Source organism: Kaistia sp. UC242_56, from assembly GCF_044452255.1.
Classification (GTDB): domain Bacteria; phylum Pseudomonadota; class Alphaproteobacteria; order Rhizobiales; family Kaistiaceae; genus Kaistia; species Kaistia defluvii_A.
The window spans coordinates 403,970-427,341 of record NZ_JBIOAN010000001.1 but is presented as its reverse complement, the minus strand read 5'-3'; the positions used below and the strand labels follow the sequence as shown (position 1 = coordinate 427,341).

23 protein-coding genes are annotated in these 23,372 nt (G+C 63.2%); 14 read left to right on the top strand and 9 right to left on the bottom strand.

The window, feature by feature from the left end:
• Positions 1 to 612: 612 nt before the first annotated feature.
• Positions 613 to 843, bottom strand: a complete 231-nt coding sequence (locus tag ACHMWQ_RS02020; RefSeq protein WP_396306213.1) for a hypothetical protein — start codon at positions 841 to 843, stop codon at positions 613 to 615.
• A 431-nt stretch (positions 844 to 1,274) separates the two neighbouring features.
• Between ACHMWQ_RS02020 and ACHMWQ_RS02015 the strand changes: the two genes are divergently transcribed.
• Entirely contained in the window at positions 1,275 to 1,616 is a 342-nt protein-coding gene (locus tag ACHMWQ_RS02015) for a GNAT family N-acetyltransferase (RefSeq protein ID WP_396306212.1), read from the top strand.
• Between the two features lie 284 nt (positions 1,617 to 1,900).
• Here the strand turns inward: ACHMWQ_RS02015 and ACHMWQ_RS02010 are convergent, their stop codons facing one another.
• The 5 genes from ACHMWQ_RS02010 to ACHMWQ_RS01990 form a co-directional block, all read right to left on the bottom strand.
• The gene (locus ACHMWQ_RS02010; RefSeq protein WP_396306211.1) at positions 1,901 to 2,695 is read right to left on the bottom strand and encodes a GNAT family N-acetyltransferase; all 795 of its coding nucleotides are present in this window, start codon (positions 2,693 to 2,695) and stop codon (positions 1,901 to 1,903) included.
• A 381-nt stretch (positions 2,696 to 3,076) separates the two neighbouring features.
• Positions 3,077 to 3,460 carry a hypothetical protein gene (locus ACHMWQ_RS02005; RefSeq protein ID WP_354553589.1) on the bottom strand — a complete coding sequence of 128 codons (384 nt, stop codon included), beginning with the start codon at positions 3,458 to 3,460 and terminating at the stop codon, positions 3,077 to 3,079.
• 2 nt (positions 3,461 to 3,462) lie between these two features.
• Positions 3,463 to 4,371 carry an alpha/beta hydrolase gene (locus ACHMWQ_RS02000; RefSeq protein WP_396306210.1) on the bottom strand — a complete coding sequence of 303 codons (909 nt, stop codon included), beginning with the start codon at positions 4,369 to 4,371 and terminating at the stop codon, positions 3,463 to 3,465.
• A gap of 79 nt (positions 4,372 to 4,450) precedes the next feature.
• Positions 4,451 to 5,329 carry an NmrA/HSCARG family protein gene (locus tag ACHMWQ_RS01995; protein WP_396306209.1) on the bottom strand — a complete coding sequence of 293 codons (879 nt, stop codon included), beginning with the start codon at positions 5,327 to 5,329 and terminating at the stop codon, positions 4,451 to 4,453.
• Positions 5,330 to 5,386: 57 nt separating this feature from the next.
• Positions 5,387 to 6,241: an NmrA family NAD(P)-binding protein gene (locus ACHMWQ_RS01990; RefSeq protein WP_396306208.1), complete on the bottom strand. Its 855-nt coding sequence runs from the start codon at positions 6,239 to 6,241 to the stop codon at positions 5,387 to 5,389.
• A gap of 119 nt (positions 6,242 to 6,360) precedes the next feature.
• On the opposite strand from ACHMWQ_RS01990, the gene ACHMWQ_RS01985 reads away from it, so the two are divergent.
• The 6 genes from ACHMWQ_RS01985 (at position 6,361) to xdhB (ending at position 13,779) form a co-directional block, all read left to right on the top strand.
• The gene (locus tag ACHMWQ_RS01985; protein ID WP_396306207.1) at positions 6,361 to 7,281 is read left to right on the top strand and encodes a LysR family transcriptional regulator; all 921 of its coding nucleotides are present in this window, start codon (positions 6,361 to 6,363) and stop codon (positions 7,279 to 7,281) included.
• Between the two features lie 452 nt (positions 7,282 to 7,733).
• A complete protein-coding gene (locus ACHMWQ_RS01980; protein ID WP_396306206.1) occupies positions 7,734 to 8,267 on the top strand; it encodes a hypothetical protein in 534 nt (177 codons plus the stop codon).
• A 63-nt stretch (positions 8,268 to 8,330) separates the two neighbouring features.
• On the top strand, positions 8,331 to 8,690 hold the full coding sequence (locus tag ACHMWQ_RS01975; protein WP_396306205.1) for a hypothetical protein: 360 nt from the start codon (positions 8,331 to 8,333) through the stop codon (positions 8,688 to 8,690).
• A gap of 64 nt (positions 8,691 to 8,754) precedes the next feature.
• Positions 8,755 to 9,366 carry a TetR/AcrR family transcriptional regulator gene (locus tag ACHMWQ_RS01970; RefSeq protein WP_396306204.1) on the top strand — a complete coding sequence of 204 codons (612 nt, stop codon included), beginning with the start codon at positions 8,755 to 8,757 and terminating at the stop codon, positions 9,364 to 9,366.
• A gap of 607 nt (positions 9,367 to 9,973) precedes the next feature.
• On the top strand, positions 9,974 to 11,437 hold the full coding sequence (xdhA, locus tag ACHMWQ_RS01965) for a xanthine dehydrogenase small subunit (RefSeq protein ID WP_396306203.1): 1,464 nt from the start codon (positions 9,974 to 9,976) through the stop codon (positions 11,435 to 11,437).
• A gap of 32 nt (positions 11,438 to 11,469) precedes the next feature.
• Positions 11,470 to 13,779, top strand: a complete 2,310-nt coding sequence (gene xdhB / locus ACHMWQ_RS01960; RefSeq protein WP_396306319.1) for a xanthine dehydrogenase molybdopterin binding subunit — start codon at positions 11,470 to 11,472, stop codon at positions 13,777 to 13,779.
• Positions 13,780 to 13,783: 4 nt separating this feature from the next.
• Here xdhB and ACHMWQ_RS01955 read toward each other — a convergent pair whose 3' ends face one another.
• From ACHMWQ_RS01955 to ACHMWQ_RS01945, 3 genes are read right to left on the bottom strand one after another with little or no spacing between them, the layout of a single operon-like run.
• Entirely contained in the window at positions 13,784 to 14,359 is a 576-nt protein-coding gene (locus ACHMWQ_RS01955; protein ID WP_396306202.1) for a hypothetical protein, read from the bottom strand.
• A 20-nt stretch (positions 14,360 to 14,379) separates the two neighbouring features.
• Positions 14,380 to 15,054: an SDR family oxidoreductase gene (locus tag ACHMWQ_RS01950; protein ID WP_396306201.1), complete on the bottom strand. Its 675-nt coding sequence runs from the start codon at positions 15,052 to 15,054 to the stop codon at positions 14,380 to 14,382.
• Positions 15,051 to 15,746 (bottom strand): GntR family transcriptional regulator, encoded by a 696-nt coding sequence (locus tag ACHMWQ_RS01945; protein WP_396306200.1) that lies wholly within the window; start codon positions 15,744 to 15,746, stop codon positions 15,051 to 15,053. Before ACHMWQ_RS01945 ends, ACHMWQ_RS01950 begins: the two co-directional genes overlap by 4 nt.
• Before the next feature lie 170 nt (positions 15,747 to 15,916).
• On the opposite strand from ACHMWQ_RS01945, the gene ACHMWQ_RS01940 reads away from it, so the two are divergent.
• From ACHMWQ_RS01940 to ACHMWQ_RS01910, 7 genes are all read left to right on the top strand, one after another.
• A complete protein-coding gene (locus ACHMWQ_RS01940) occupies positions 15,917 to 16,942 on the top strand; it encodes a nitrilase-related carbon-nitrogen hydrolase (RefSeq protein ID WP_396306199.1) in 1,026 nt (341 codons plus the stop codon).
• Between the two features lie 21 nt (positions 16,943 to 16,963).
• Positions 16,964 to 18,538 (top strand): amidohydrolase family protein, encoded by a 1,575-nt coding sequence (locus ACHMWQ_RS01935; RefSeq protein ID WP_396306198.1) that lies wholly within the window; start codon positions 16,964 to 16,966, stop codon positions 18,536 to 18,538.
• Between the two features lie 238 nt (positions 18,539 to 18,776).
• Entirely contained in the window at positions 18,777 to 19,775 is a 999-nt protein-coding gene (locus ACHMWQ_RS01930) for an ABC transporter substrate-binding protein (RefSeq protein WP_396306197.1), read from the top strand.
• Positions 19,776 to 19,858: 83 nt separating this feature from the next.
• Positions 19,859 to 20,647: an SDR family oxidoreductase gene (locus ACHMWQ_RS01925; RefSeq protein ID WP_396306196.1), complete on the top strand. Its 789-nt coding sequence runs from the start codon at positions 19,859 to 19,861 to the stop codon at positions 20,645 to 20,647.
• 77 nt (positions 20,648 to 20,724) lie between these two features.
• The gene (locus ACHMWQ_RS01920; RefSeq protein WP_396306195.1) at positions 20,725 to 21,543 is read left to right on the top strand and encodes an ABC transporter ATP-binding protein; all 819 of its coding nucleotides are present in this window, start codon (positions 20,725 to 20,727) and stop codon (positions 21,541 to 21,543) included.
• A gap of 2 nt (positions 21,544 to 21,545) precedes the next feature.
• Positions 21,546 to 22,364 carry an ABC transporter permease gene (locus ACHMWQ_RS01915; protein ID WP_396306194.1) on the top strand — a complete coding sequence of 273 codons (819 nt, stop codon included), beginning with the start codon at positions 21,546 to 21,548 and terminating at the stop codon, positions 22,362 to 22,364.
• Positions 22,365 to 22,403: 39 nt separating this feature from the next.
• Positions 22,404 to 23,345 carry a dihydrodipicolinate synthase family protein gene (locus ACHMWQ_RS01910; RefSeq protein ID WP_396306193.1) on the top strand — a complete coding sequence of 314 codons (942 nt, stop codon included), beginning with the start codon at positions 22,404 to 22,406 and terminating at the stop codon, positions 23,343 to 23,345.
• Positions 23,346 to 23,372 lie beyond the last annotated feature (27 nt).

Here is a 23,372-nt window from a genome sequence, read left to right as displayed (position 1 = left end):
TCACCGAACCCGTAGCCAATAACTGGGTCAATTGTTGGTCGGTTGAGGCCAGATAGCGTTGCAAGGTCCGACCGGGCATTGACAAGGCCGAGGCCATATCGGACGAAAGCGAGGTCTCCGATGACACGCTTCGCGAGATCGTATTGGCGTGCATCGCCACCATGCTGGCCTCGGGACCCGCGCGGGCGATCAGGTCGGCGGCCGCCAGCGGGTCGCTCGCCTCTCCAATAAGCCGCCGCGATTTCTCAGCAACGCTCTGCGCTAGGGCTTCGATGCGCTCAGCATCGCCTGAGCGCGCTGGACTAGGCTCAGCCATTGCGGCACTTGCCTTCCAACTGAGCCAAGGCTCGGTCGAGCCGCGCGACCGGGTCGCGGCGCGGATGGCCGCGTAGCGACGGATTGCCCCTGGTTGCTCGCCGCTGCGCGCCGACGCCCAGCGCCAAGCGCAGCCATACGTGGGCGGAATGTTGATCGTCGACGCGACATCATCCGAGGCGATCGAGCTGCCAGCGGGCGATTGTCGCGTCGGGCGGCTGCTTTATCGCCTGTAGGCCGTAAAGCCACTTGCCTGCCCGCGATAGCCATTGCTGATGCGGCGGCGCAATGCCCCTCTTAAAGCGACGGGTTAGTGCCGGCCTCGCAATGGCTAAGCACGGCGAGTACGGCAACGAGTTTGAGCAGCGGGTCGGTCTCGGACTGGTCGAGGATGTCGAGAAAATCATGGGCGAGCGAGCCGCTTCCGGTCGTCAAATCGCGCAGCAGCAACCGGGTCAGCCGCAGCCGCTCGCGGATGCGCTGATCTGCTTCGTCGCCGAAGTCGGTTCGCGATGGGAGGGTAGACATCCGCTTTTGTCATCGCGTTGCCAGAAGCGGCCTGTCAAGATCTCACCCCAGTGTGGCCCACAGCGCCATCAAACTCATCCTGCCGAAGAAATATTTCCAGCGGCCGTTTCGGGGCCGGGAGCGGACAATCCGCGGTTGAGATTTCAAACGAGAAGCGGAAATGTCGCCAATTAATATCCGAGGCCGGAGCTGACCCATTGCAGGCTCGGAAGTTAACTCTACAAGTTACAAGCTCCTGCGATTGCACGGTAGCAAAGCTGCTGCTTAGTCTTGATATTGCGCTCCAGCTAACCGTTGGACTTGGATTGTATGATGAACGTCAGTTTAAACGACCTTCCGTAGAGCCGTGCAGACAGACGCAGAGGCAATCCGTCAGATTGTCCGGGCGGCTTACGCGAAGTGGGTGCCCATCATTGGACGTGAACCGCCCTATGGTTGCGGACTATGATCGCGCCGTGAAAGAGCACATCAATCTGCTCTATTCCGGACAGAGATTGGTGGGGCTGATGGAAACTGTGCAGCACCCCGATCACCTTTGGATCGAAAATATTGCGGTCGCACCTGACCCGCAAGGCAACGGCTTCGGAAAGCAGCTTTTAGCACTTGCGGAGGGGATAGCCGCAGGGGTCGAGTGTAAGGAAATCCGACTGCTTACGAATGAGGCTTTTTCATCAAACATTGATCTATGCCGGCGGACAGGCTTCTCAGTTGACCGGGAAAGAGCCATTTCATTTAGGGGGCATCACCGTCTACATGAGCAAAAAACAGTGTGACTCAGGCTCTGATTCACAATCAACACCAAGCAACCGATAATAGCAGCTTTCAGGACTGCTGACCCCAAACCCCAGCGGCGGAAATGGGGTCGGTACCTGCCATCCGCCCGCTGCCGACAACACCCGCTGTCGGGCAGCAGGTCAAACGGCGACTCAGGGGTGGAAAGCGGAACGGCGGGTTTGGGGAGCTAGAGTTTGAAAGGCGCCGTACAATTAGCGAAGCTGTTCGTGAAACAGAATTGGCAATTCTGTCTCAAGCCCCATCCAGATGCCTGTCGCATCAGCTATCGGGTGAAGCGAGCGCCTCTGTTCGCTGCCACCACACCACATATCAGTGTCGGCTCTAGCCGGAGCCCGGACGCCGCGACCATCTTTCGCGAGGAGACGTTAGTAGCCGATACGAGCTCGTATATGTGGGTGGCGTCGAGGTCGCGAAAGGCACTCACAACCATCCGTGCATTAATGTAATTACCGAGGCCTCTTCCCCTCTGCGATTCCAATACGGCGACGAGTCCTCCCCAAGCATATCGGTGATAGGGGCTGTGGGCATTGTGAGGCAGGTAACAATGTGCGGCCGCCACTATCTCCCCGTCCCAGTCGCCGATGACTGAGGTCGTCGCCGGGCCAAGGGCCCCGGTGAGTAGTGAGCCAGAGAACGGAACGACCCCCGCCGCGTTCATCAACCCCTGAATCTGTTTGATATATTTGCTTTCGGGATCGGTTGGTCGGTCAAGTTCGACCAACCCGTCTGGTAGCCCACGAGCTAGGATTGCTTCCGCAGCGGTGAGCGCAGCGGCGCGCGAGGCAAGGAAGACATCCCACGTATCGAAGCGATAATCCTGTCCTAGCAGCCGAGCGCCGATCTGGTCAGCCTGGTTGGTGGAGAGAAGGCGGAATCCACAGATGCCGTCACGATCTAGAAACTCGGCAACCCGATCCCATCCCAATTTGTTGGGGTCATCACAACCCATGGTGCGGCCCGTTTGACACGCGCCGGGTGTCTTGTCGAACAAGTCAGCGTTCGCCTCGGCCTGCCTTTGCAAGCGCTGTTGCTCCTCCGAACCGAAGTAACCTGACATCACGTGCTCTCTCAATAAGAAGACCTTACCGAGCCCAGAAACATCCCCAACGACTGGTGCGTGGTCCGCTTCCACGCTCGTCGCCGGTCCAATCGTAAACTGGATACTACAATTCAGTTTCAGATCGGAGGTCCGCTTTGGAGCGATGACGGAAACGAGGCGAACGGCCGAGATGGGGTCGGAGGCGGAACGGCTGCTATCTGCACACCGCCAGCCAAAATCGGCCAGTCCGCCCCCGGCCCTATATCGGACGCCCGGACACGCGCTTTGTGAGGTCTCCTATTGGCGCAAGGCAGACGAATTTCGGATGCGCGTGCCATTGCGCCAGGCCACGGAACGTCACGGACGCCGTGACCTCGCCACTTCAATGCGAGAATATGATCAATCGGCGCCGACCCAGCGCGCTGCGGCCTCCGCCGTATCCTGGGGACGGGTGTTGAAGGCGATCGCCGCCTTCGGAGCGCCCTTGTGGATAGCGTTCACGACCCGCTCAAAGAACGGCAACCCTTTGGGCGGGATGCGCAGGCCACCACCGATCACCACGCAGTCATAATCCGCCTTCGCCAGTTGCGCGGCCAGCATGGCGATGCCGCTGTCGTCGGGCGCGATCATGCATAGGTCTTTGTCCCAACCGCGCTCGCGCATGGACGTCTCCGCAACCTCGAATCCCTCGCGGATTTTCTCAGCATTGAAGCCGGGCGGCAGGGAGGGATCGGAAAAGTCAACGGTTTCGGGCGTTTGCCCGACAAACAATACGCGCGTCATGATCAGGCTCCTTTGAGCGGGTTGGACAGAACGACGTTGTCAGCCGGGGCAACGAGCCTCCGGCGGAGGAAGTCGCTGATGGCGTTCACGGACTGCTCGGCGGCCACAAACTGGCCGAGGGAGGATTGGAACACATGCGGCATGCCTTCCCAGACCGACAGCGCAATCTCGACGCCCGCCGCCCGCGCCCGGTCGGCGTAACGGACGGAATCGGCGAGCAGCACTTCATTGTCGCCGACATCGATTTTAACAGGTGGCAGGCCGTCGAGACCTGCACGGAGCGGCGACGCCCTGGGGTTCGTGGGATCCTCGCCTTGGAGATACATGTCGGCGAAACCTTGGAGCACGCCGCGCGTGAAGATCGGGTCCGCCTCCGCTCGCGTCTCGAAGCTCTCGCCGGTGAGCGCCAGATCGGTCCAGGGCGACATCACTGCCGCACCGGCCGGAAGCACCGTGCCCTTGGCGTTTTCAGAGGCGAGGATCGACAGCAGCGACAGCGTCAGGCCGCCGCCCGCCGAGTCGCCCACGACCAAGATCCGTTCGGCCCCTTCCGCGACCAGACCGCGATAGGCCGCGACGACATCGTCGATCGCGGCCGGGAACGGATGCTCGGGCGCCAAGCGATATTCGGGGACGAAGGCATTCGCGCCGACGCGCGCCGCGATCTGGCCCGCGAAATGGAGGAACACCTCTGCCGAGCCGAGCACGTAACCGCCGCCGTGGATGTAGAGCATGTGCGCGTCCGCTCGCGCATTCGCCGGCCGTAGCCAGAAGCCCGCAATCCCGCCAACGGTCGCGGCCTCAACCTGCACATCCGCCGCGGCGGCCGTGGCGGCAATCATGGCGTCGAACATCGGCCGCGCCTCGGGACCGAGCGGCTCGCCCTTATGGGCCGAGGCAGCCTCGCGCATCGCGGCGACAGCCGGAGCGTCGTCGGGCGATAGAGGTTGGATTGTCATGATGGCAGGTCTCCTTCCTGGGGGAGGGGGTTCAGGCAGTCGCCCATTGGGCGGCGGCTTCCCTGGCAAAAGCGGCATAGGAGCGCGGGGCATGACCGAGCAGCTTGGTCAGGCGCGCGAGGTCGTCCGCGGCCGCCACCGCGCCTTCCGTCTGATAGCGGCTGAACATCAGGCGCAGGTCGAGCGCGTGCCAGGCGGGGAGCATGGTCTTCAGACGTTGCTCCATGATGGCGAGATCGTCACCGCCATAGCGAACCGGGCGTCCGAGCGCTTCGCTCCAGATGGCCGCGATCCCTTCGCCCGTCAGGCCGTCGGGGCCAACCAGGGCGTAGGTCTCGCGGCCAAGCGGTGCCGCAGCCTGCTCGCGGCGTACCAGTTCGATGGCTGCGGCCTTGCCGATGTCGCGGATATCGACCATCGAGACGCCCTTCGCGCCAATCGGTGAGCCATAGACGCCGGCCTTCAGAAGTCCGTCCTTCTGGCGCAGATCGTTCTGGATGAAATAGGCCGGGCGCAGGATCGTCGCCGGCAGATCGAGCGCCTCGATCATGCGCTCGGCCGTATATTTGCCGGCGAAATGTGGCACGTCGGCATAGGCGTCGCCGCCGAACACCGAGAGATAGACGATGCCCTTGACGCCGGCCTCGCGGGCGACCGTCAGCGTCAGCATGGCTTGTGTCAGTTCATCTGCGACATTCGGGGCGAGCACGAACAGCGTGCTGACGCCTTCGAGGGCCGCGCGCACCGAATCCGGGTCGGCGAGGTCGCCGCGGACCGCCATCAAGCCAGCGGGGAGCTGCGCCGTTTCTGGCGAGCGCGTCAACGCGCGGATATCGACGCTCAGACCTTGAAGATGCGCCAGTACCTGCCCCCCGATCGTCCCCGTACTGCCCGTGACGAGAATGGTCATGGCGAAATCTCCTCTGGAGGGTAAAGTTGCCGGTGATCACCACGGCCGTGCCGGCTTTCACAGGCCGGCTCTCGATCCGGCACCGGCGGCAAGTTCTTCGAAATAGCTGCCCAGTGTGCGCGGCTCGCGGCCCAGAATGGCGGCGAGCGTCAGCGCGCTACCGCGCAGACCAATGCGATCATAGTGGTCGAACATCGGGCGCAGCGCCTGCGTATTGGCAGGAAGCGTGCGCGGATCCATCCGTTGGGGCACAATCTCACGGCCCAGCACCTCGCCGATAAGCGCTGCAACGTCATGCCGATTCAGCCATCCCGTGGCGCACAGCTCGAACGTTCCATACAGAAGCCGATCCTGCGTCAACGCGATCGCGGCCGCTTCGGCAACATCGCGATAGTCGACCCGGCTGAAGCGGGTGTCATTCGACCAAGGCTCGGCGACGACCCCGGTCCTGACGATCCCGTCCCAAGCCCCGGCAAAGTTCTGAAACAGCACGGTCGGATGCAGGAAGGTGTATTCGAGCGCCGAATTGAGGACCGCATTCTCGACCGGCGCCTTCAGCGCGTGGTTGGGAAGGCCGCTCAACACCGGATGAATGACCGATGAGAACACGAAACGACGAACGCCGGCCGCGATCACAGCATCGACAAAGGCGTTGCCTACGGTAGCCTCTTCGGGAAGCGCAACCGGTGCGATGTAGAAGACGCGATCAACGCCCCGAAGCGCGGCGGCGACGCTCGCACGGTCGGTCAGATCGCCGAGCACGACGTCCTGCGCACCTGCCTTGCGAACGGCAGGCTCGTCGCGAGCGTGATGGATCATCGCGCGGATCTTGGCGCCCCTTTGCGCCAATTCGGGAACGACGAGCCCGGCGAACTTGCCGCTCGCGCCCACGACCAAGATTGTTTCAATCATCAGGTCAATCCTCGCGTTTTGGTGGCGAGACTATGCTGTCGCATGCCGAGATCGTTGCACCTAGGTTTAGTTTGCCGTCGATATTGGACAGACTGTGCCGATAAGTGCGACAATGCAGCATGTTGGACATCAACTCCTTGCAGATGTTCGAGAAGGTCGCGTCGCTGAAGAGCTTTACGGCGGCAGCGCGCGCACTTGGCATGCCGAAATCCAACGTCAGCCGCGCGATCGCCCGGCTGGAGGCGCAACTCGGAACCCGATTGTTCCAGCGGACCACGCGCGACGTCGTGCTGACACCAACAGGGCAGGCGCTGCTCGAACGCAGCACCGATATCATCGCAAATCTCAGTGATGCATTGGACTATGTCCGCAGCCTCGCGGGGCAGCCGCGCGGTCTGCTGAAGATCAGCGCGGGCGTTGGGTTCGGCGTCAATGTGCTCGCCGAGCAATTGCCTGGGTTCCTTCTGCTCTATCCCGATATCGAAATCTCGCTGGATCTCGACAGCCGCCCCGCCGACCTCGTAGCGCAGGCGGTCGATGTCGCGGTCCGCATGGGGCCGCTGCCGGATTCGGGGATGGTCGCGGTGAAGCTCGGCGAGATACGCCGCTATCTTTGCGCCGCCCCCTCCTATCTTGAGCGCCGAGGGAGACCGTCATCGATCGACCATCTTGCGGGACATGAGACGATCGATATGCCGGGCCCGGATGGCAGGGCGAGGCCCTGGACCTTTTCCCGGGGAAAGGAGACCGTGCGCGTCGAAGTCAAGCCGCGCCTCTCGGTCAATGAAGCGCTCACCATTCACCGCTTGGTTGCCAACGGTGCCGGATTGGGACTCTTGAGCGGCTATATCTGCGCGCCGCAGATCCTAGCGGGGCAGCTTGTCGATATATTGCCGGACTGGTCCCCGCCGGCTGTCGAGGTCAACCTGGTGTTCCCAAGCCGCCGCGAACTGTCGCCCGTCGTGCGCGCCTTCGTCGACTATATGAAGGAAGTGAGCCGTCCTGGAAGCCTATGGATGAAAGATACGCTGACCTTGTAGAAAGTCTCGTTGTTGGCAGAAATGAAGCGAGGCATAAAAACTCAACGCTGATCCACTGCCAATCAGATCGCGACTCTTCGAATTCAAGACGGGAGATCGCAGATCGCCCGCGTTGTAGGCGCCGCTATACTTGGAGGGATCGTCTGGGGAATAGCTGCCGCCAAACCCCAGACAGCTTGCATCGGCTACGCCACGTTCCGCCGTATCGGGAGAGCCGTGCAGGAAGAGAACAGCGGGGCCCTCGCCCTGTTCAACGACGGGGAGCGAGGCACCGTTGGCCTCGATTGCCCAGTGGCGCACGGGATGGTCCCCCCGCGCTTGCCAATACATCGCTAGGGTTGTTTATCTTCTGGTCCATTCTGGGGTTGATCCGAGCCGCGCGACCTGTGTGGAATTGGCTCCAACTCGAAAACCTCGCCGCCTGCGGCTCGTAGCCGGTCCAGGTAATGAGAGTGATTGATGAGTTGGGCTGGAAAATAGAGGCCTGGTTGCGGCGCATCGCCGGCGAGGCCCGCCAGGCGTTCCAGGACGAGCGCGACACCCAAGCCGGTCAACGGCATCTGTCCGCCGGGGTGAATGATCGCGTGACGCTTCGTAAGGGGTCGTCCCGCGTGATCCTGTCCCGCAAGATTGATGATGATCTCCGTGGACATTGCGCCGCCGGCACGTCGGGACGAGCTGGTTCCCATGGCGAGGTCGAATCGGACGTTGGGTGCGCCGGTCGCATGAGCGAGCAGCAAGACGTCGTTAGGCGAAAAGATATTGGCGTCCATTTCTGTGCCGTCTACTGCGCGCACCCTAGACGTCGTACTTTCGCCACTGCACCACCGCCACGCCCCATCTCTCCGGAGGACAGCGGTGGCGCCCGCGTAAATCTGGCGCTCAAGATCCATACGCGCCGCGGGTCCGAACACATCCTGTTCGTCCAGCACTGCCTCGATGCGAATGTCATCGACACGTCTGAATTCCTGAGCGAACAGCAGTGAAGGCACGCTGGCTGTGCCAACCAGCCACTCGGTACCCAGGACGACTGGTGCGGCGGCAGGCTGGTGCATGAAAGCGGCCGTTTCCAAGCCCAGCTCACCGATACTAGTTGCGATGCTGACGTGCCCGGCTTTCCTTTGCTGAGCCCAGCGGAGAACTGCCCCCGTCTCATCGCTGAAAAGCGTTGCGACGGCCGAGACGTGGAGTTCGCCGAGCCCCAGCTTGGGGTCAGCCAGATCAACTGCGACTGGCGACGCGCCCTCGACAGCCGCAGCAGCCCGACCCGCACTTTGCTCGTCTCGACCACCGATGAGGATAGGGACATCGCGATTGAGCTTCCGCAGGAAGCGGGTGGCCCACCGGCCAACTTCACCCGCCCCGCCGATTATCAAAACAGGCGCTTGCCCACTTCCAGAAATTATTGACATAACGATACCGCCTGCGCTATTAATACCTACATATCGTAGGTTACTAAAAGTAGATTCGCAAGTGGAAAAGTCAAATGCCACGGTCGATAGCCGCAGCGTGGGCCGTCTCTCAAAATCTGAACGGCGGCAGCAACTGCTTGAAACGGCGCGTTTGATCGTGCGCGAAGAAGGTGCAGATCGGCTGACGCTGGCCCACTTGGCAGTGCGCGCTGGCGTTTCGAAGCCCGTGACTTATGAGCACTTCGAGACCAGAACGGGATTGCTTATTGAGCTCTATCGATGGATCGACACGGAGCGCCTCACTGCGTTTCGTATAGCAATGGCTCAGGGAAGTCGGCCAGCCAAGCAGACCATTTTGGCTTTAGCGAAAGCCTATCTGGCTTGCGGAACCGACCAGGGCGACGAATTTCATTCGGTGGGCGCTGCCCTCGCTGGGAGCGAGGAAAAGTTGACCGTTTACCAAGAGCTGGTCGACAACGTGGTTGAGATGTTCGTAGCCGTTTTACGGCCTCACTCCAGCCTGCAGGCGGAAGCGCTGGCATTGGCGAGCATGGCCTTGGTTGCTGCAGGAGACGCGTTGACGAGTGCCGTCACGCGTGGGAACTGCTCCGCTTCGGAGGCGGCTGAAGTGTTTGCGACCCTCATAGGGGCTGTGGCTCACGACCAACCCTAAGAGCCTCTGCGGCAGTCTACGGTTCGCTTTTGCAAGGTGATCCGTTAGGGAAATAGCCGCGGCATCACCGCCCACACAGTGGCGCTCGGCGCCGCGCTACCGATTGCCTGCGATCTCGTCCGTGACACGGCGGAGGTCAATAAGCAGTTCGCGGACATGATCGCCCCGGGCCGGGTCGGCGTCCCTGGCGACATCGGTAAAATGATCGCTAGCCCGTCATCCACCGACAACTATTAGATCACCACCTAGCGCATCGAAGTCTCTGGCGGCTAGTCACTATGGGCGCAAAGCGGACCTGCGGTCGCGCGGGCAAGGTAATTCGGGGCCACCGATGGCAAAGTGGTGAACTGCCATAGGTTTTTTGAAGCGACCGCTTTGCGCCGTCATTCACGACGGACAGCAGCGCAGGGGCGCGTCCTGAAAGCCGCCACCGATCCCGTGCCGCCGTCGAGCCGATGCGTAGGAATGGAATGGCGATAGGTGGCGGAAGCCGTCCTGAGCCGCTTCGTAAACTGCCGCAATCGTAAGGCGACCGGGCGGGTTGCCATTCGATCCGGATTGGAATACCAATAATGTACCTAACGTATTCCAATACGAAAGTGTGCAGATGCCGGACGTGCGTTCAAGCATTGTGTTCTATCTGAACGATCAGCGTCTGGAGCTGGCGGACGTCGCGCCGGACCGCACTTTGCTTGATTTCCTGCGACTTGAGCGCGTGCTGCGCGGCACGAAGGAAGGCTGTGCGGAGGGGGATTGCGGGGCCTGCACGGTGCTGGTCGGTCGGCTCGACGCGACGGGCCTCACCTATGAGAGCGTGAATGCCTGCATCCGCCTCATGGGGTCGCTGGATGGCTGCCATGTTTTGACGATCGAGCATCTGTCGGGCGAAGGTGGCGTCCTGCATCCGGTTCAGCAGGCCATGGTCGACCAGCATGGCAGCCAGTGCGGCTTCTGTACGCCCGGCATCGTCATGTCGCTCTACGCGATGTGGCTGGACAATCCCGTGCCGCAGCGTGCCGATATCGAGACGGCGCTGCAGGGCAATCTCTGCCGCTGCACCGGCTATGCGCCGATCCTGCGCGCCGCGGAGGCGATCTCCGCCTATGGCGCGGCGGATTCCGACGCGCTCCGGGTCGCGAGCGTCGACATGGCGTCGAAGCTGGTGGCCTTGCAGGACGGGCGCCGGGTGGATGTTCGTTCTGGCGGGGGCCGGTTCCTCGTTCCGGTCGACACCGACGATCTCGCCTCGATCCTGGTCGAACAGCCTGAGGCAACCCTGGTGGCCGGATCGACAGATGTCGGGCTCTGGGTCACGAAGTTCCTGCGCCCGATCTCGCCCGTCGTCTTCATCGGCCATCTAATGCAGGACGTCAGCGTAGGCGACAGCTCGATCCGCCTTGGCGCCGGCTTGAGCTATGGCCGGGCACGCAAAACGATCGCGTTCCATCTGCCGCAACTGCTCCCATTGTGGGACCGCATCGGGGGCGCGCAGGTCCGCAACATGGGAACCATTGGCGGCAATATCGCCAATGGCTCGCCGATCGGGGACACACCACCGCCGCTGATCGCGCTCGGAGCGGAACTCATGCTGCGCCGGGGCAGCAGCAGGCGGACGGTTCGGCTCGAGGACTATTTCCTGTCCTATGGCCGACAGGACCGCGCGCCGGGCGAGTTCATCGAGAGCATCACCGTGCCTTTGCCGCATGCCGCCGACCGGCTCGCCGCCTACAAGGTCAGCAAACGCCGCGATGAGGACATTTCCTCCGTGCTCGGCGCATTCCGTCTCCGCGTCGAGGGTGGCGCCGTCACCGATGCGGTGATTGCCTATGGCGGCATGGCGGCGACCCCGCGCCGCGCCCGGGCGGTCGAGGCAGCGCTGGTCGGCAGACCCTGGACGATCGCGACGGTGGAGGCGGCACTTGCCGCGTATCCCGACGATTTCGAGCCGCTCTCGGACTGGCGCGCTTCTGCCAACTACCGGATGCTGGTGGCGCGTAACCTGCTCGTCCGGTTCTTTTACGAGCACGACGGCAGTTCGGCGCAAAGCCGTGGTCAGGCGGTGCTCTCGTGACGATCCGCGAAACCATCCGCGCCGCGGGCGGGATGCATACGCCGCAGCGCCACGATTCCGCGCACAAGCATGTCTCGGGAACTGCTGATTATATCGATGATCTGATTGAGCCGGCGGGCACGCTGCATGTGAGCCTGGGACTTGCGACGATTGCGCATGGCGAGATCCTCTCGATGGACCTGGATTCGGTGCGCGCCGTGCCGGGCGTCGTGGGAGTCCTGACGGCGGCGGATATTCCCGGCGCGCGCGACATCAGCCCATCGCACAAGAATGACGAGCCCGTCTTTGCGGTCGATCTCGTCGCTTTTCACGGCCAGCCTCTCTTCGCCGTTGTCGCAACAACACGCGACATCGCGCGCCGTGCGGCGCGGCTGGCAAAGGTCTCGTATCGCGAGCGCCCGCCGATCCTCGACGTCGCGGCGGCCCGTGCAGCGGGCGGCGCGCTGGTGACGCCGGGACTCACCCTCGAACGGGGCGATGCCGAGACTGCCTTGGCGCAGGCGCCGCGCCGGTTGGCCGGGTCGATGGCCATCGGCGGCCAGGAACATTTCTATCTGGAGAGTCACATCGCGCTGGCGATCCCCGGCGAGGACCGGGACATGACGGTCTATTCGAGCGCCCAGCATCCGGACGAGGTCCAGCGCATGGTCGCGCGCGTCCTCGGCGTGCCGGCGCACGCCGTCAATGTCATCATCCGGCGCATGGGCGGCGGCTTCGGCGGCAAGGAATCGCAGAGCAATCTGTTCGCCTGCGTTGCGGCCATCGCGTCGCGGGCGTTCGGGCGTGCCGTCAAGCTCAGGCCCGACCGCGACGACGACATGACCATGACCGGAAAGCGGCACGACTTCGTCGTCGACTATCAGGTCGGCTTCGATGATGAGGGCCGGATCGAGGGGGTCGACGCAGTCTTCGCGGCGCGCTGCGGCCATTCCGCCGATCTGTCGCGCGGCGTTACGGACCGCACGCTCACCCATGCCGACAATGCCTATTTCTTTCCAGCCGTTCGCCTGCGCTCGCTGCCACTGCGCACGAACACGGTCTCGAACACGGCATTTCGCGGCTATGGCGGTCCGCAGGGCATGCTCGCCTGCGAGCGCTGGATCGCGGAGATCGCCTACGCACTCGGCAAGGACCCGCTCGAGATCCGCAAGGCGAATTTCTATGGCGAGACGGATCGCAACGTGACGCCCTATCACCAGACGATCGGCGACAATATTCTCGCGCGGCTGGTCGGCGAGCTCGAGGCGAGCGCGGACTATTCGCGTCGGCGGGCGGAGATCCTGGCCCATAATCGCGGTTCGGCCATCCGCAAGCGCGGTATCGCGCTGACGCCGGTCAAATTCGGCATCAGCTTCACCATGCTGGCCCTCAACCAGGCCGGCGCGCTGATCCATGTCTATCGCGACGGTTCTGTCCAGCTGAACCATGGTGGCACGGAGATGGGGCAGGGGCTGCACACGAAGATCGCGCAGGTCGTCGCCCAGACGCTGCAGATCGACATCGCGCAGGTAAAGGTGATGGCGACCGCGACCGACAAAGTCCCGAACGCCTCGTCGACCGCCGCGTCCAGCGGTTCGGACCTCAACGGCATGGCGGCCGCCCATGCGGCAGAGCAGATCCGGGACAGGCTCATCGAGTTCGTCGTCGGGAAATATGGCGTCGAACGCCAGGCTGTCCGCTTCGAGGCGAACGCGGTGCTTGTCGGCGACCTTCGGATCGGCTGGCCGGAACTGGCGGAGCAGGCTTATCTCGCGCGCATTCCCCTGTCGGCGTCGGGCTTCTACAGCACCCCCGGCATCCACTGGAACCGCGATGCGGGCAGGGGGAATCCCTATCTCTACTATACCTATGGCGCCTCCTGTTCCGAGGTGACGGTCGACACGCTGACCGGCGAGTACAGCGTCGACCGCGTGGACATCCTTCACGACGTCGGTCGCTCGCTCAATCCGGCGATCGATATCGGACAGATCGAAGGCGGTTTCGTGCAGGGCATGGGTTGGCTGACCACCGAGGAACTCTGGTGGGACGGCAAGGGCAGGCTGCGCACGCATGCGCCCTCGACCTACAAGATCCCCGTCGCCTCCGACATACCGAAAATCTTCAACGTGAAGCTGGCGGACTGGTCCGTGAACCGGGCGACCACGATCGGGCGCTCGAAGGCGGTCGGCGAGCCTCCCTTCATGCTGGCGCTCTCCGTGTTTGAGGCGCTGGGGATGGCGGCGGCGAGCGTCGCCGACTACAGGATCGCACCGCGCATGGACGCGCCGGCGACGCCGGAACGCGTGCTGATGACGATCGAGCGGCTGAAGCGCGAGGCAGGGGCGACGCCTGCGTCGCCTTGAGTCACTACCAGGGCAGCACTTTGCCGACGCGGTCGAGCAACGGGCTGCCTTCAGGCGGGCTCGGCGCGGTGGCGATGGTCGCGAGCAGACCGGCATCGATCCCAGGCGGGGTATCGAGCGCGATGGTAAGGCAGGTGATCTCCGGATGCCATTCGACAGAGAGGCAGCGCCAAAGCGCATGGGCTGCCGCGCGGAAAGGCCGTTCGAGATAGGTGCCCGCGCGATCCGGAATCGTCATTCCCGCGTCGGAGCGGGTCAGCAGCACCAGCTTGCCATGCGCCGCGACGAGCGCCGGCCTCAGGATATTGGCGATGTGGAACGGTTTGAAGGCGAGCCGCTGCAGCCCTGCCTCGAATTCGGTCCGCTGCAACTCCGCCGCTCGCCGGCGAGGGGCCCGGAAATCGTCGGCGAAGATCAGGATGTCGATCGGCCTGTCGGCCAGATCTGCCGTCGCCGGCTCCGAGTCACCATCGAGAGGGAGCCGGGAAACCTGCGCGCCCGAGTTCCGATAGAGATCGGCGAGCGCCGCGCCGGTCGCGGTCTCGCTTCCGGCGATCACGACATGGAGCCTTGGGGCCATTCCGCGTACTTCTCCTGCCGTCACCATGGAACGTCCATTCCGTCGAAGCCGATGCAGCGGCCGGTATCGGCGATCGTCAGGCGTTCGACCACGGCGCGCATCCCGGCGACGCTGACCGCGACCTCCATGCCCTGGTGATCGGTCATGTCCGTCTTGACGAAGCCCGGCCGCAACAGCGCGCAGGTGATGCCATCCTCCCGCCATTCGTCGGCGAGGGACCGCCACATCGCGTTGAGCGCCGTCTTCGAGGCGCGATAGCAATATTGCGTGCCCCAGTTGTTTGAGGCGATTGAGCTCATGAGGCTCGACATACCGATAGCGAGGCGACGCTCGCCGGCCAACAGATTGGGCTTTAGGGCGGCCATGAGCAGGATCGCGCCGAGCGCGTTGGTGTCGATGACCCGATGCATTTCGGGCCATGTCACCGCCTCGGTCGGGAGCGTGACGTCCCCGGATATGCCGGCATTGGCGATCACTGCGTCGAGCGCGACGTCTCGGAGCGCTTCGGCCAGCGCCGCGATCGATGCGTCATCCGTGATGTCGAGCTGAAGGGCTTCGATTCCGGCCTCTGCAAGTATCTGCTGTCCGTTTGCATCTCGCGCCGTCGCCAGCACGGTCCAGCCGGCGTCGGTAAACTGGTGGACGAATTCCCGGCCGATCCCGCGATTGGCGCCGGCAATCAGTATGGCGCTCATGTTCGTCTTGTCCCCAGGATGAAGTCGATGATCGCATCGCGGACATTGTCGAGATGCTGGCCCATCAGGCGGCGCGATCTCTCCGGATCGTCGCCGGTCACGGCGTGGAGCAGCTCGAGGTGCTCCGTCGCACCCGGCAGCATACGATGCGGTATTCGCGACGTGTTGAAGATGTGGGTTCGGCGCCGGAGGTCGCGGATCGCCGCCTCGAGCATGGGATTGCCGGCTGCCTCCGCGATCGTGCCATGCACCATTTCATCGACTTTCCAATGTTGTGCCGGCGTGGTCTGGGGGGACTGGACGAGGACATCGATTGCCGCCGCCACCGCTTCCGCCTTCTCGACAGTGACGCGGCCGGTTGCGCGAGCCGCAGCCTCGATTTCGAGGATTCGCCGCAGGTCCAGCAGGCTGACATATTTCTCGACGCCGACGTCGCAGACGACGAGCGCGCGCCCTTGGCCGCGCGTGGCTAGCGACTCGGTCTCCAGCCGGCCGAGCGCTTCCCGCACGGGTGTGCGGGAGATCATCAGCATCTCTGCAAGCTTTCGTTCCTGGAGGACCGCCCCGGCCTGAAGCTTCCCCGCCAGCATCAGCTCCAGGATCTGGGCATAGGCGAAGTCACTCAGGCTGACCTCGGCAGTGCCTCGGGCGTTACGCCCGGACGTCTCGACTGCGGCGATGTGCAGATCCATGAATATCCTCGTTTTTCGAGTGGTAGACCAATGACATACCGAGTGTCAATGATTGGCATTTCGTCATCTCATGCCGAAAGAAGCATCATTTACCGGTCTTGACGATATTTGTGTTCCATTGGTATTCCATTGGGGTACCCAAAGAGTCAGCTCTGCATAGGGAGATCGAAATGGCTATCCAGCCTTGGCGCGCCACCTGCATTCAGATCGGAAGCGTCGTGGCGAGTGATGCCACGACCCGTGAGGAGGCCTGGACGATCATCGAAGGCAACCTCGCGAACGCGATCGCCCATATCGAGGCGGCCTGTACAGGGCCGACACCGCCGCGGCTGGTGGTGCTGCCGGAATTCGCGTTCCAGGGCCCGCCTCGCGCGACGCCGGTCCGGGACTGGATCGAGCGCGCCTGCGCCACGATCCCCGGTCCGATCACGGAGCGACTGGCCGACGTGGCGCGCCGCTTCGGAATCTACGTCGCCGGCAATCATTTCGAGGTCGATCCGCGCTGGCCGGACCGCTATTTCAATTCCTCCTTCCTGCTCGATCCCGACGGCGCGGTGATTCTGCGCTACCGGCGCATCAACACGGCCAGTTGGACTTCGCCGCACGACATTCTCGACGAATACACCGCCGCCTATGGCGAGGACGGCATTTTCCCGGTCGCCGATACCGAACTGGGGCGACTGGCCATTTTCCCCTGCGGCGAGATCATCGTGCCGGAGCTATCGCGCGTCTTCATGATGCGGGGTGCGGAAGTGCTGCTGCACCCCTCCAACGAGCCAATCAGCGCGCGCTCGGAGGCCGCCAAGATCTGCCGGGCAGCGGAAAACATGTGCTACCTGATCAGCACCAACGTCGCCGGCGGTATCGGCTTTTCCCTAACGGGGGACGAGAAAGGCGGCCAGTCGCAGATCGTCGACTACAACGGCAATTACCTGGCGTTCGAGGCCGCTTCTGACGAGAGCGTTGCGGCGAGCGCGATGATCGATATCGAGGCCTTGCAGGCGGGGCGGCGCGATACCGGCATGGGGAATTCGCTGCTGCGCTCGCGTTGGCACATGTATCAGTCGCACTTCGCGGCGGCGGAGATCTATCCCGCCAACGCGCTCTTGCAAAAGCCGATCACTACGCTCGCCGATCTCGTGCCGGTGCACGAAGCCGCGATCGCCAATGCGACCAAGGCGGGCATCCTGCGCTAGCAGACAACGGGGGAGGCGGGCATGATCATCGGCCAGGGAGCCAGCCGGCACGAGCCCGGGACATCGATCGTGCGGGGGCGCCACGTGCTGCTGCGCGCGATCGACGACGACAACGTCGAAACGCTGAATGACGGCGGTGTCCTGCAGGTTGCAGGACGGATCACGGAGATCGGCGCCTTCGCCGATCTCGCCGCGCGCCACCCCGGCGTCGAGGTCATTGGTGACGGCAACAGTCTCGTTATCCCGGGTCTGGTCAACGGCCATCATCATGTCGGCATGACGCCGGTGCAACTCGGCAGCCCCGATCTGCCGCTCGAACTCTGGCTGACGCACCAGTGGCGTCACCGCAGCCCCGATCCTTATCTCGATACGCTCTATTCGGCCTTCGAGCTGATCGCCTCCGGCGTCACCGCCGTGCAGCATCTTGGCCGCATGCAGCCCGCGCCGGTCTCCGGCTGGGTGGCGAGCGCCGACGCGGTCATCAACGCCTATCGCGATATCGGCATGCGGGTCAGCTATGCCTGCTGCAATCGAGACCAGCATCGGTTGGTCTACCAGGACGATGAGATCTTCGTCGCCTCGCTGCCGGGTGAGATACGCGACGAGACGGCTGCTTTCCTGCAGCGCTCGCACTTTCGGCTCGAAGACTTCGAGGCGGACTATCTTGGTCCGATGATGGAGCGCTTCGGCGGCGCGCAGGACCCGCTGGTTCGGCTCTGGCTCGCGCCGATCAACCTTGAGCGCGCATCGGATCGGCTGCTGGCGCTGACCGCCGACTGGGCGCGCAAATATGGCGTGGGCATCCACCTTCATTTGTCGGAGACGGTCTACCAGCACGCCTTCTCGCAGCGCCGTTTCGGCAAGTCTTCCGTCGCCCATCTGGCCGATATCGGCTTGCTGGGACCGCACCTGACTCTCGGTCACGGGACCTGGGTCGACGAAAATGATCTCGATCTCATTCATCGTCACGGCGTCTGCATCTGCCACAATGCCAGCTCGAACCTGAGGCTGCGTAGTGGCATCGCCCCCGTGAGCGAGTTCCTCAAGCGCGGCATTCCGGTTGCCCTCGGCATCGACGAGGCGGGCCTGAATGACGATCGCGACATGCTGCAGGAGATGCGGCTCGTCAAACATCTCCATTGTGTGCCTGGCCTCTATGAAACCCCGCTGACGCCCGCGCAGATTTTCCGCATGGCGACGGAGAATGGCGCCAATGCCTGCGGCTTCGGCGCCGAAATCGGCTCGATCGCCGTCGGCAAGCGGGCCGATATGGCGGTGCTTGACTATCGCGCCATGACGCGGCCGTTCACGGCCGAAGCCGTTGCGCCTGTCACGGCCCTGATCCATCGCGCCAAGACCGAGCATGTCAGGGCGACCATGATCGAGGGGCGCGTCGTCTATCGCGACGGTAGCTTTACCTTCGTCGACAGGGACGCGACGCTCGATCGGCTCGCGGCGGATCTGGATCGGCCCGATCGTCCGGACGAACAAACCCGGGGTCACCTTTCAACCCTTCTCCTGCCTCATATTCAAGAATTCTACCGGGACTGGGAACTGCCGAGTTCAGAGCCCTGGTATCGGCTGAACGGACGTTGACGCAATCTGCGGCACCAAGGTCGCGGCGGCGCTGTGCGAGCAGAAAATCCCTAGTTCCGAGAACGGCCTAGCATCGATTCCGGCCGCCGCCGATGCTGCCGTTTTCCTAGCGTTATGCTCAAAATATGGACAAGCATAATTACTGGACAAACGCGGGACAGATTGGATTGACTCCAGATATTCCCGTGGCATACCATTTGAATGCCAAGCCGAAAAAGGCGGAGCAGGGGAACGAAAGATGACGAAATTCATGCGGGTTACCGCACCGATTGCGGCGCTGGCGATCGCCGGCGTACTCAGTTTCTCGCCAGTTCTCGCGCAGGATCTCAAGAAGGTGAACCTGCGCCTGGCCTACATCACGGGCGGTGTCGACGCGCCGACTTTCGTCGCGGCTGATAAAGGTTACTTCGCCGCCGAGGGTCTCGACGTCACCATTACCGACGGCAACGGCAGTACCGGGACGATCAAGGCCGTCGCCAGTGGTGACTTCGACATCGGTATCGCGGGCCTCGGCGCCACCGCTCAGGCTTCGCAGGCCTCCGGCTCCAACGAACTCATCGCCGTCGCGGGCCTGCTGCAGAAGGATCCGTCGTCGATCGTCTCGTTGAAGGGCTCGGGCATCCTCAAGCCTAAGGACATCGTAGGTAAACGCTTCGGCACCGACGCGGGCAACTTGTCCGACGGCATGATCAATGCCTTCGCCGAGGCCAACGGCATCGACATGGACAGTTTCGAGACGATCATCATCAACAGCGGCGAGCAGGTGGCCTTGCTCAAGGGCGACATTGATTTCGTGAACGTCTGGGCCAGTCCCGACGGTGACAAAATCGCCAAGCTTGCGGCGATCGAGAAGCCGATCCTGTTCGCCGATTACGGCGTCAATATCCTCGGCAGCAGCGTCATCGTGCGTAAGGATTACCTTGCGAAGAACCCTGACGTCGTGCGCGGCTTCCTGGCCGCGCTGATCAAGGGCAAGGCCGACGTCGATGCCGATCAGGAAGGCGCGGCCGACATCATCAAGAAGGCGCGCCCGGACTCGGATCGCGACGTGATCCTTGCCGAGATCAAGGTCATGCCGGATTACCGGCAGACGAAGGCCAGCAAGGGCAAGATCTTCGGCTGGGTCGCCAAGGAAGACATCGAGCAGACGATCTCCCTTCTCGAAAAATACAGCGGCATGAAGCCCGGCCTGACGCCGGACTTGATCTACGACGGCAGCTATCTGCCGAAGGAGTGACGGAATCGGGCGCCGGCGCGATTGTTGCACCGGTGTCCGAGCGCTTGGAACGGCTCGCCGCAGCCCCCACACGAGTGGATGATATGGATCTCGGACTGAAGAACAGGCACGCGCTCGTGCTCGGCGCCAGCCAGGGCCTGGGGCTCGGCGTAGCCCGGGCCTTGCTCGCCGAAGGCGCTAGCGTGACGCTCTCCGCTCGCTCGCTCGACGGGCTGGAGACGGCGCGCGCCGAACTGCCGGACGCGCAGCGGGAGCGGTGCGACTTTGTCGCGGCCGATCTCGCCGATGCGACGGCGACCGAGCGCATCCTCGACGCGGCGCGATACGACGGGCGACATGTCGACATTCTCGTCAACAACACCGGTGGGCCTCCGACCGGAATGCCGAGCGGCGTGGCGGTCGCCGAGATGGGTGCCCAGTACGACAAGATGGTCCGCCCCGTCATGGAGCTGACGCTCGCCCTGCTCCCGGCCATGCGCGCGAAGGGCTGGGGCCGGATCATCACAATCGCTTCGAGCGGCGTGGTGCAGCCGATCCCGCATCTGCCGATCTCGAACGCGCTTCGCTCGTCGCTCGTGGCGTTCATGAAAACGTTGGCCGGCGAGGTCGCCGCCGACGGCGTTACGGTCAATGTGATGGCGCCCGGGCGCATCGCGACGGCGCGGACCCAATCGATCGACAACGCCCAGGCACAGCGTTCCGGCCGCAGCCTCGAGGACGTCGCCCGCGATTCCGCTGCGACAATTCCCGCCGGCCGGTATGGCACGGTCGAGGAATTCGGCGCCGTGGCGGCGTTCCTGGCGAGTGTTCCGGCCTCATACATGACCGGGAGCGTGATCCGCGTCGACGGAGGCGCCATCCGCGCGGTCTAGCGAGCGACCGCCGCCGATAGTCAACATGCCTTTCGAGGCAGCAGAGGGGGATCGGTCGAAAGGCCGTCGACACCACCATGAATGTCATGCCAGCACCACACACCACGATCAGAGCCGCCGATGCCTACATCTCGGTGTCGGGTGTATCCAAGACCTTTCATGGCCGGAAGGGCGCGGTCCATGCGCTCACGGATATCAACCTCAACGTGAAGCCGGGAGAGTTTGTCTCGGTGCTTGGCCCGAGCGGTTGCGGGAAGAGCACGCTGATGATGTTGATCGCCGGCCTGATGTCGGTCAGCAGCGGTCGCATCACGGTGGGCAAGAAGCACATCGATGCCCCCAATTCCGACGCTGGCGTCGTCTTCCAGCAGGACGTGCTGCTCGAATGGCGCAGCGCGCTGCAGAACATCATGATCCAGGCCGAGATCCGGAAGTCCGATCTCGGCGAGGCCCGCGAGCGGGCGAAGCAACTGCTCAAGATGGTCTCGCTGCAGGGGTTCGAGGACTCCTATCCCAAGGAGCTCTCGGGCGGCATGCGCCAGCGCGTTTCGATCTGTCGCGCCCTCCTGCACCGCCCCCCGCTTCTCCTGATGGACGAACCGTTCGGCGCGCTTGATGCCATGACGCGCGACCAATTGCAGATCGATCTGCTCCGGCTTTGTGCCGATAGCGGCGTGACCGTGCTCTTCATCACGCACTCCATCGCGGAAGCAATCTTTCTGAGCGATCGGGTCGTCGTCATGTCGCCACGTCCTGGACGCATCGAGCAGATCATGGAGATCGACCTGCCGCGGCCGCGTCGCCTGGCAATGCGCGAGGACCCGAAGTTCAACCAGTACACGCGCGAGTTGACGAAAATTTTCCAGGGCCTCGGTGTCTTCCGAGAGGAGTACTAATCATGGCCATCATCGCGGATACTCCCGCTGTCACTCGTGTCAGCCTGGTCAATCGTCTGATCGGCATGATTCCGCCGGCCTTCTGGGCAATGCTGATCCTGCTCGTCTTTTGGGAAGTTGCCGTCAGCGTACTGAAGGTTCCATCCTACATCCTGCCGGCGCCGACGGCGATCATGGCTGAGTTTGGCGCCTATTGGCACCGGCTGCTGCCGAACGCTGCGATGACCGCCAGCGAGGTGGTCATCGGGTTTGCCTTTGCGGTGGTGATCGGTGTGCCGCTGGCAATCCTGATCACCTATTCGAGCCTCATGGAGCGCTCGGTCTATCCGCTGATCGTCGCGTCGCAGACGGTTCCCAAGGTGGCGATCGCGCCGCTGCTCCTCACCTGGTTCGGCTACGGCCTCGCACCGAAGATCGTCATCGTCGTGCTGCTGGCTTTCTTTCCGATCGTCATCAACTCCGTCATGGGGCTGAAGTCGGCGTCGCGCGAAATGATCCATCTGGCTCGATCCATGGGCGCTTCCGGATGGCAGACCTTCTGGAAGTTCCGACTTCCCCATGCACTGCCCAACATGTTCGCGGGCTTCAAGCTCGCGACGGTCCTCTGCGTCATCGGTGCGATCGTCGCCGAATTCATCGGTGCTGACAAAGGGCTCGGTTACCTGATCCTCGTTTCCGCCTCGAACTTCAACACCACCCGGCAGTTCGCCGCTATCATCCTGATCACCGTCATCGGCATTGTCTTCTTCATGGTCATCGAAAGACTGGAACGTGTCGTGATCCCGTGGCGGCACCGGACTGTCCCGGGCGGGGAACTTTGAGGGGATGCCTGCGATCGACCGGGACATAGGGAGAAGACAATGAACAAGAAGCTCGACGAGAGCGCCAGCGGCGTCTTCGTGATCGCCGTGACGCCTTTCACGGATGACGGCCGGATTGACGAGGCCAGCATTGATCGCGTGGTCGATTTCTATCTCGAGCGCGGCGTGAGCGGCATCACCATCCTCGGCATGATGGGGGAGTCGCACAAGCTGAACGCGGATGAATCACGTCACGTCATGACGCGCTACCTGAAGCGCGTCGACGGTCGTGTGCCGGTCGTCGTCGGCGTGTCGGCCGCCGGCACGGACCCACTCGTGCAGTTCGCGGCGCGGGCGATGGATCAAGGCGCAGCAGGCCTGATGCTGGCGCCGGTCAACACGGTGCGGACCGAGGAACAGGTCTATGGCTATTTCAGCGACGTGCTGGACCGGCTCGGCGATGCTCCGGTGGTGCTGCAGGACTATCCGTTCGTCACCGGCGTCAATATCTCGGTCGGCACGATCCGTCGCCTCGTCGATTGCTATGAGCATGTCGTCATGCTGAAGCACGAGGACTGTCCCGGCCATGGCAAGCTCAGCCGGCTGGTCGCCGCCGAAGGGCGCCGGATCAGCATTCTCGTCGGCAATGGCGGCCTCTATTTGCCCCAGGAGCTGCGCCGCGGGGCCAACGGCGCGATGACCGGCTTCGCCTATCCGGAAATGCTGGTCGATGTGGTGGCCCATTTCGCGCGCGGCGAGACGGAACTGGGCGAAGATCTCTTCGACGCCTATCTTCCTCTATTGCGCCATGAGGCACAGCCAGTGATCGGCATCGCGTTGCGCAAGGAAATGCTGCGGCGTCGCGGTGCCATTGCCTCCGCCCATGTGCGCTCTCCCGGACCTCGTCTTTCCGCCGAGGATCACCGCGAGCTGGAAGTCCTGAACAATCGTTTGCTGCGTTGTCTGGCCGATTTCTCATCGCCGGTACGCGCTGCGTCCTGAGAGGCCCGCAAAGCGAAGGCCCCGGTG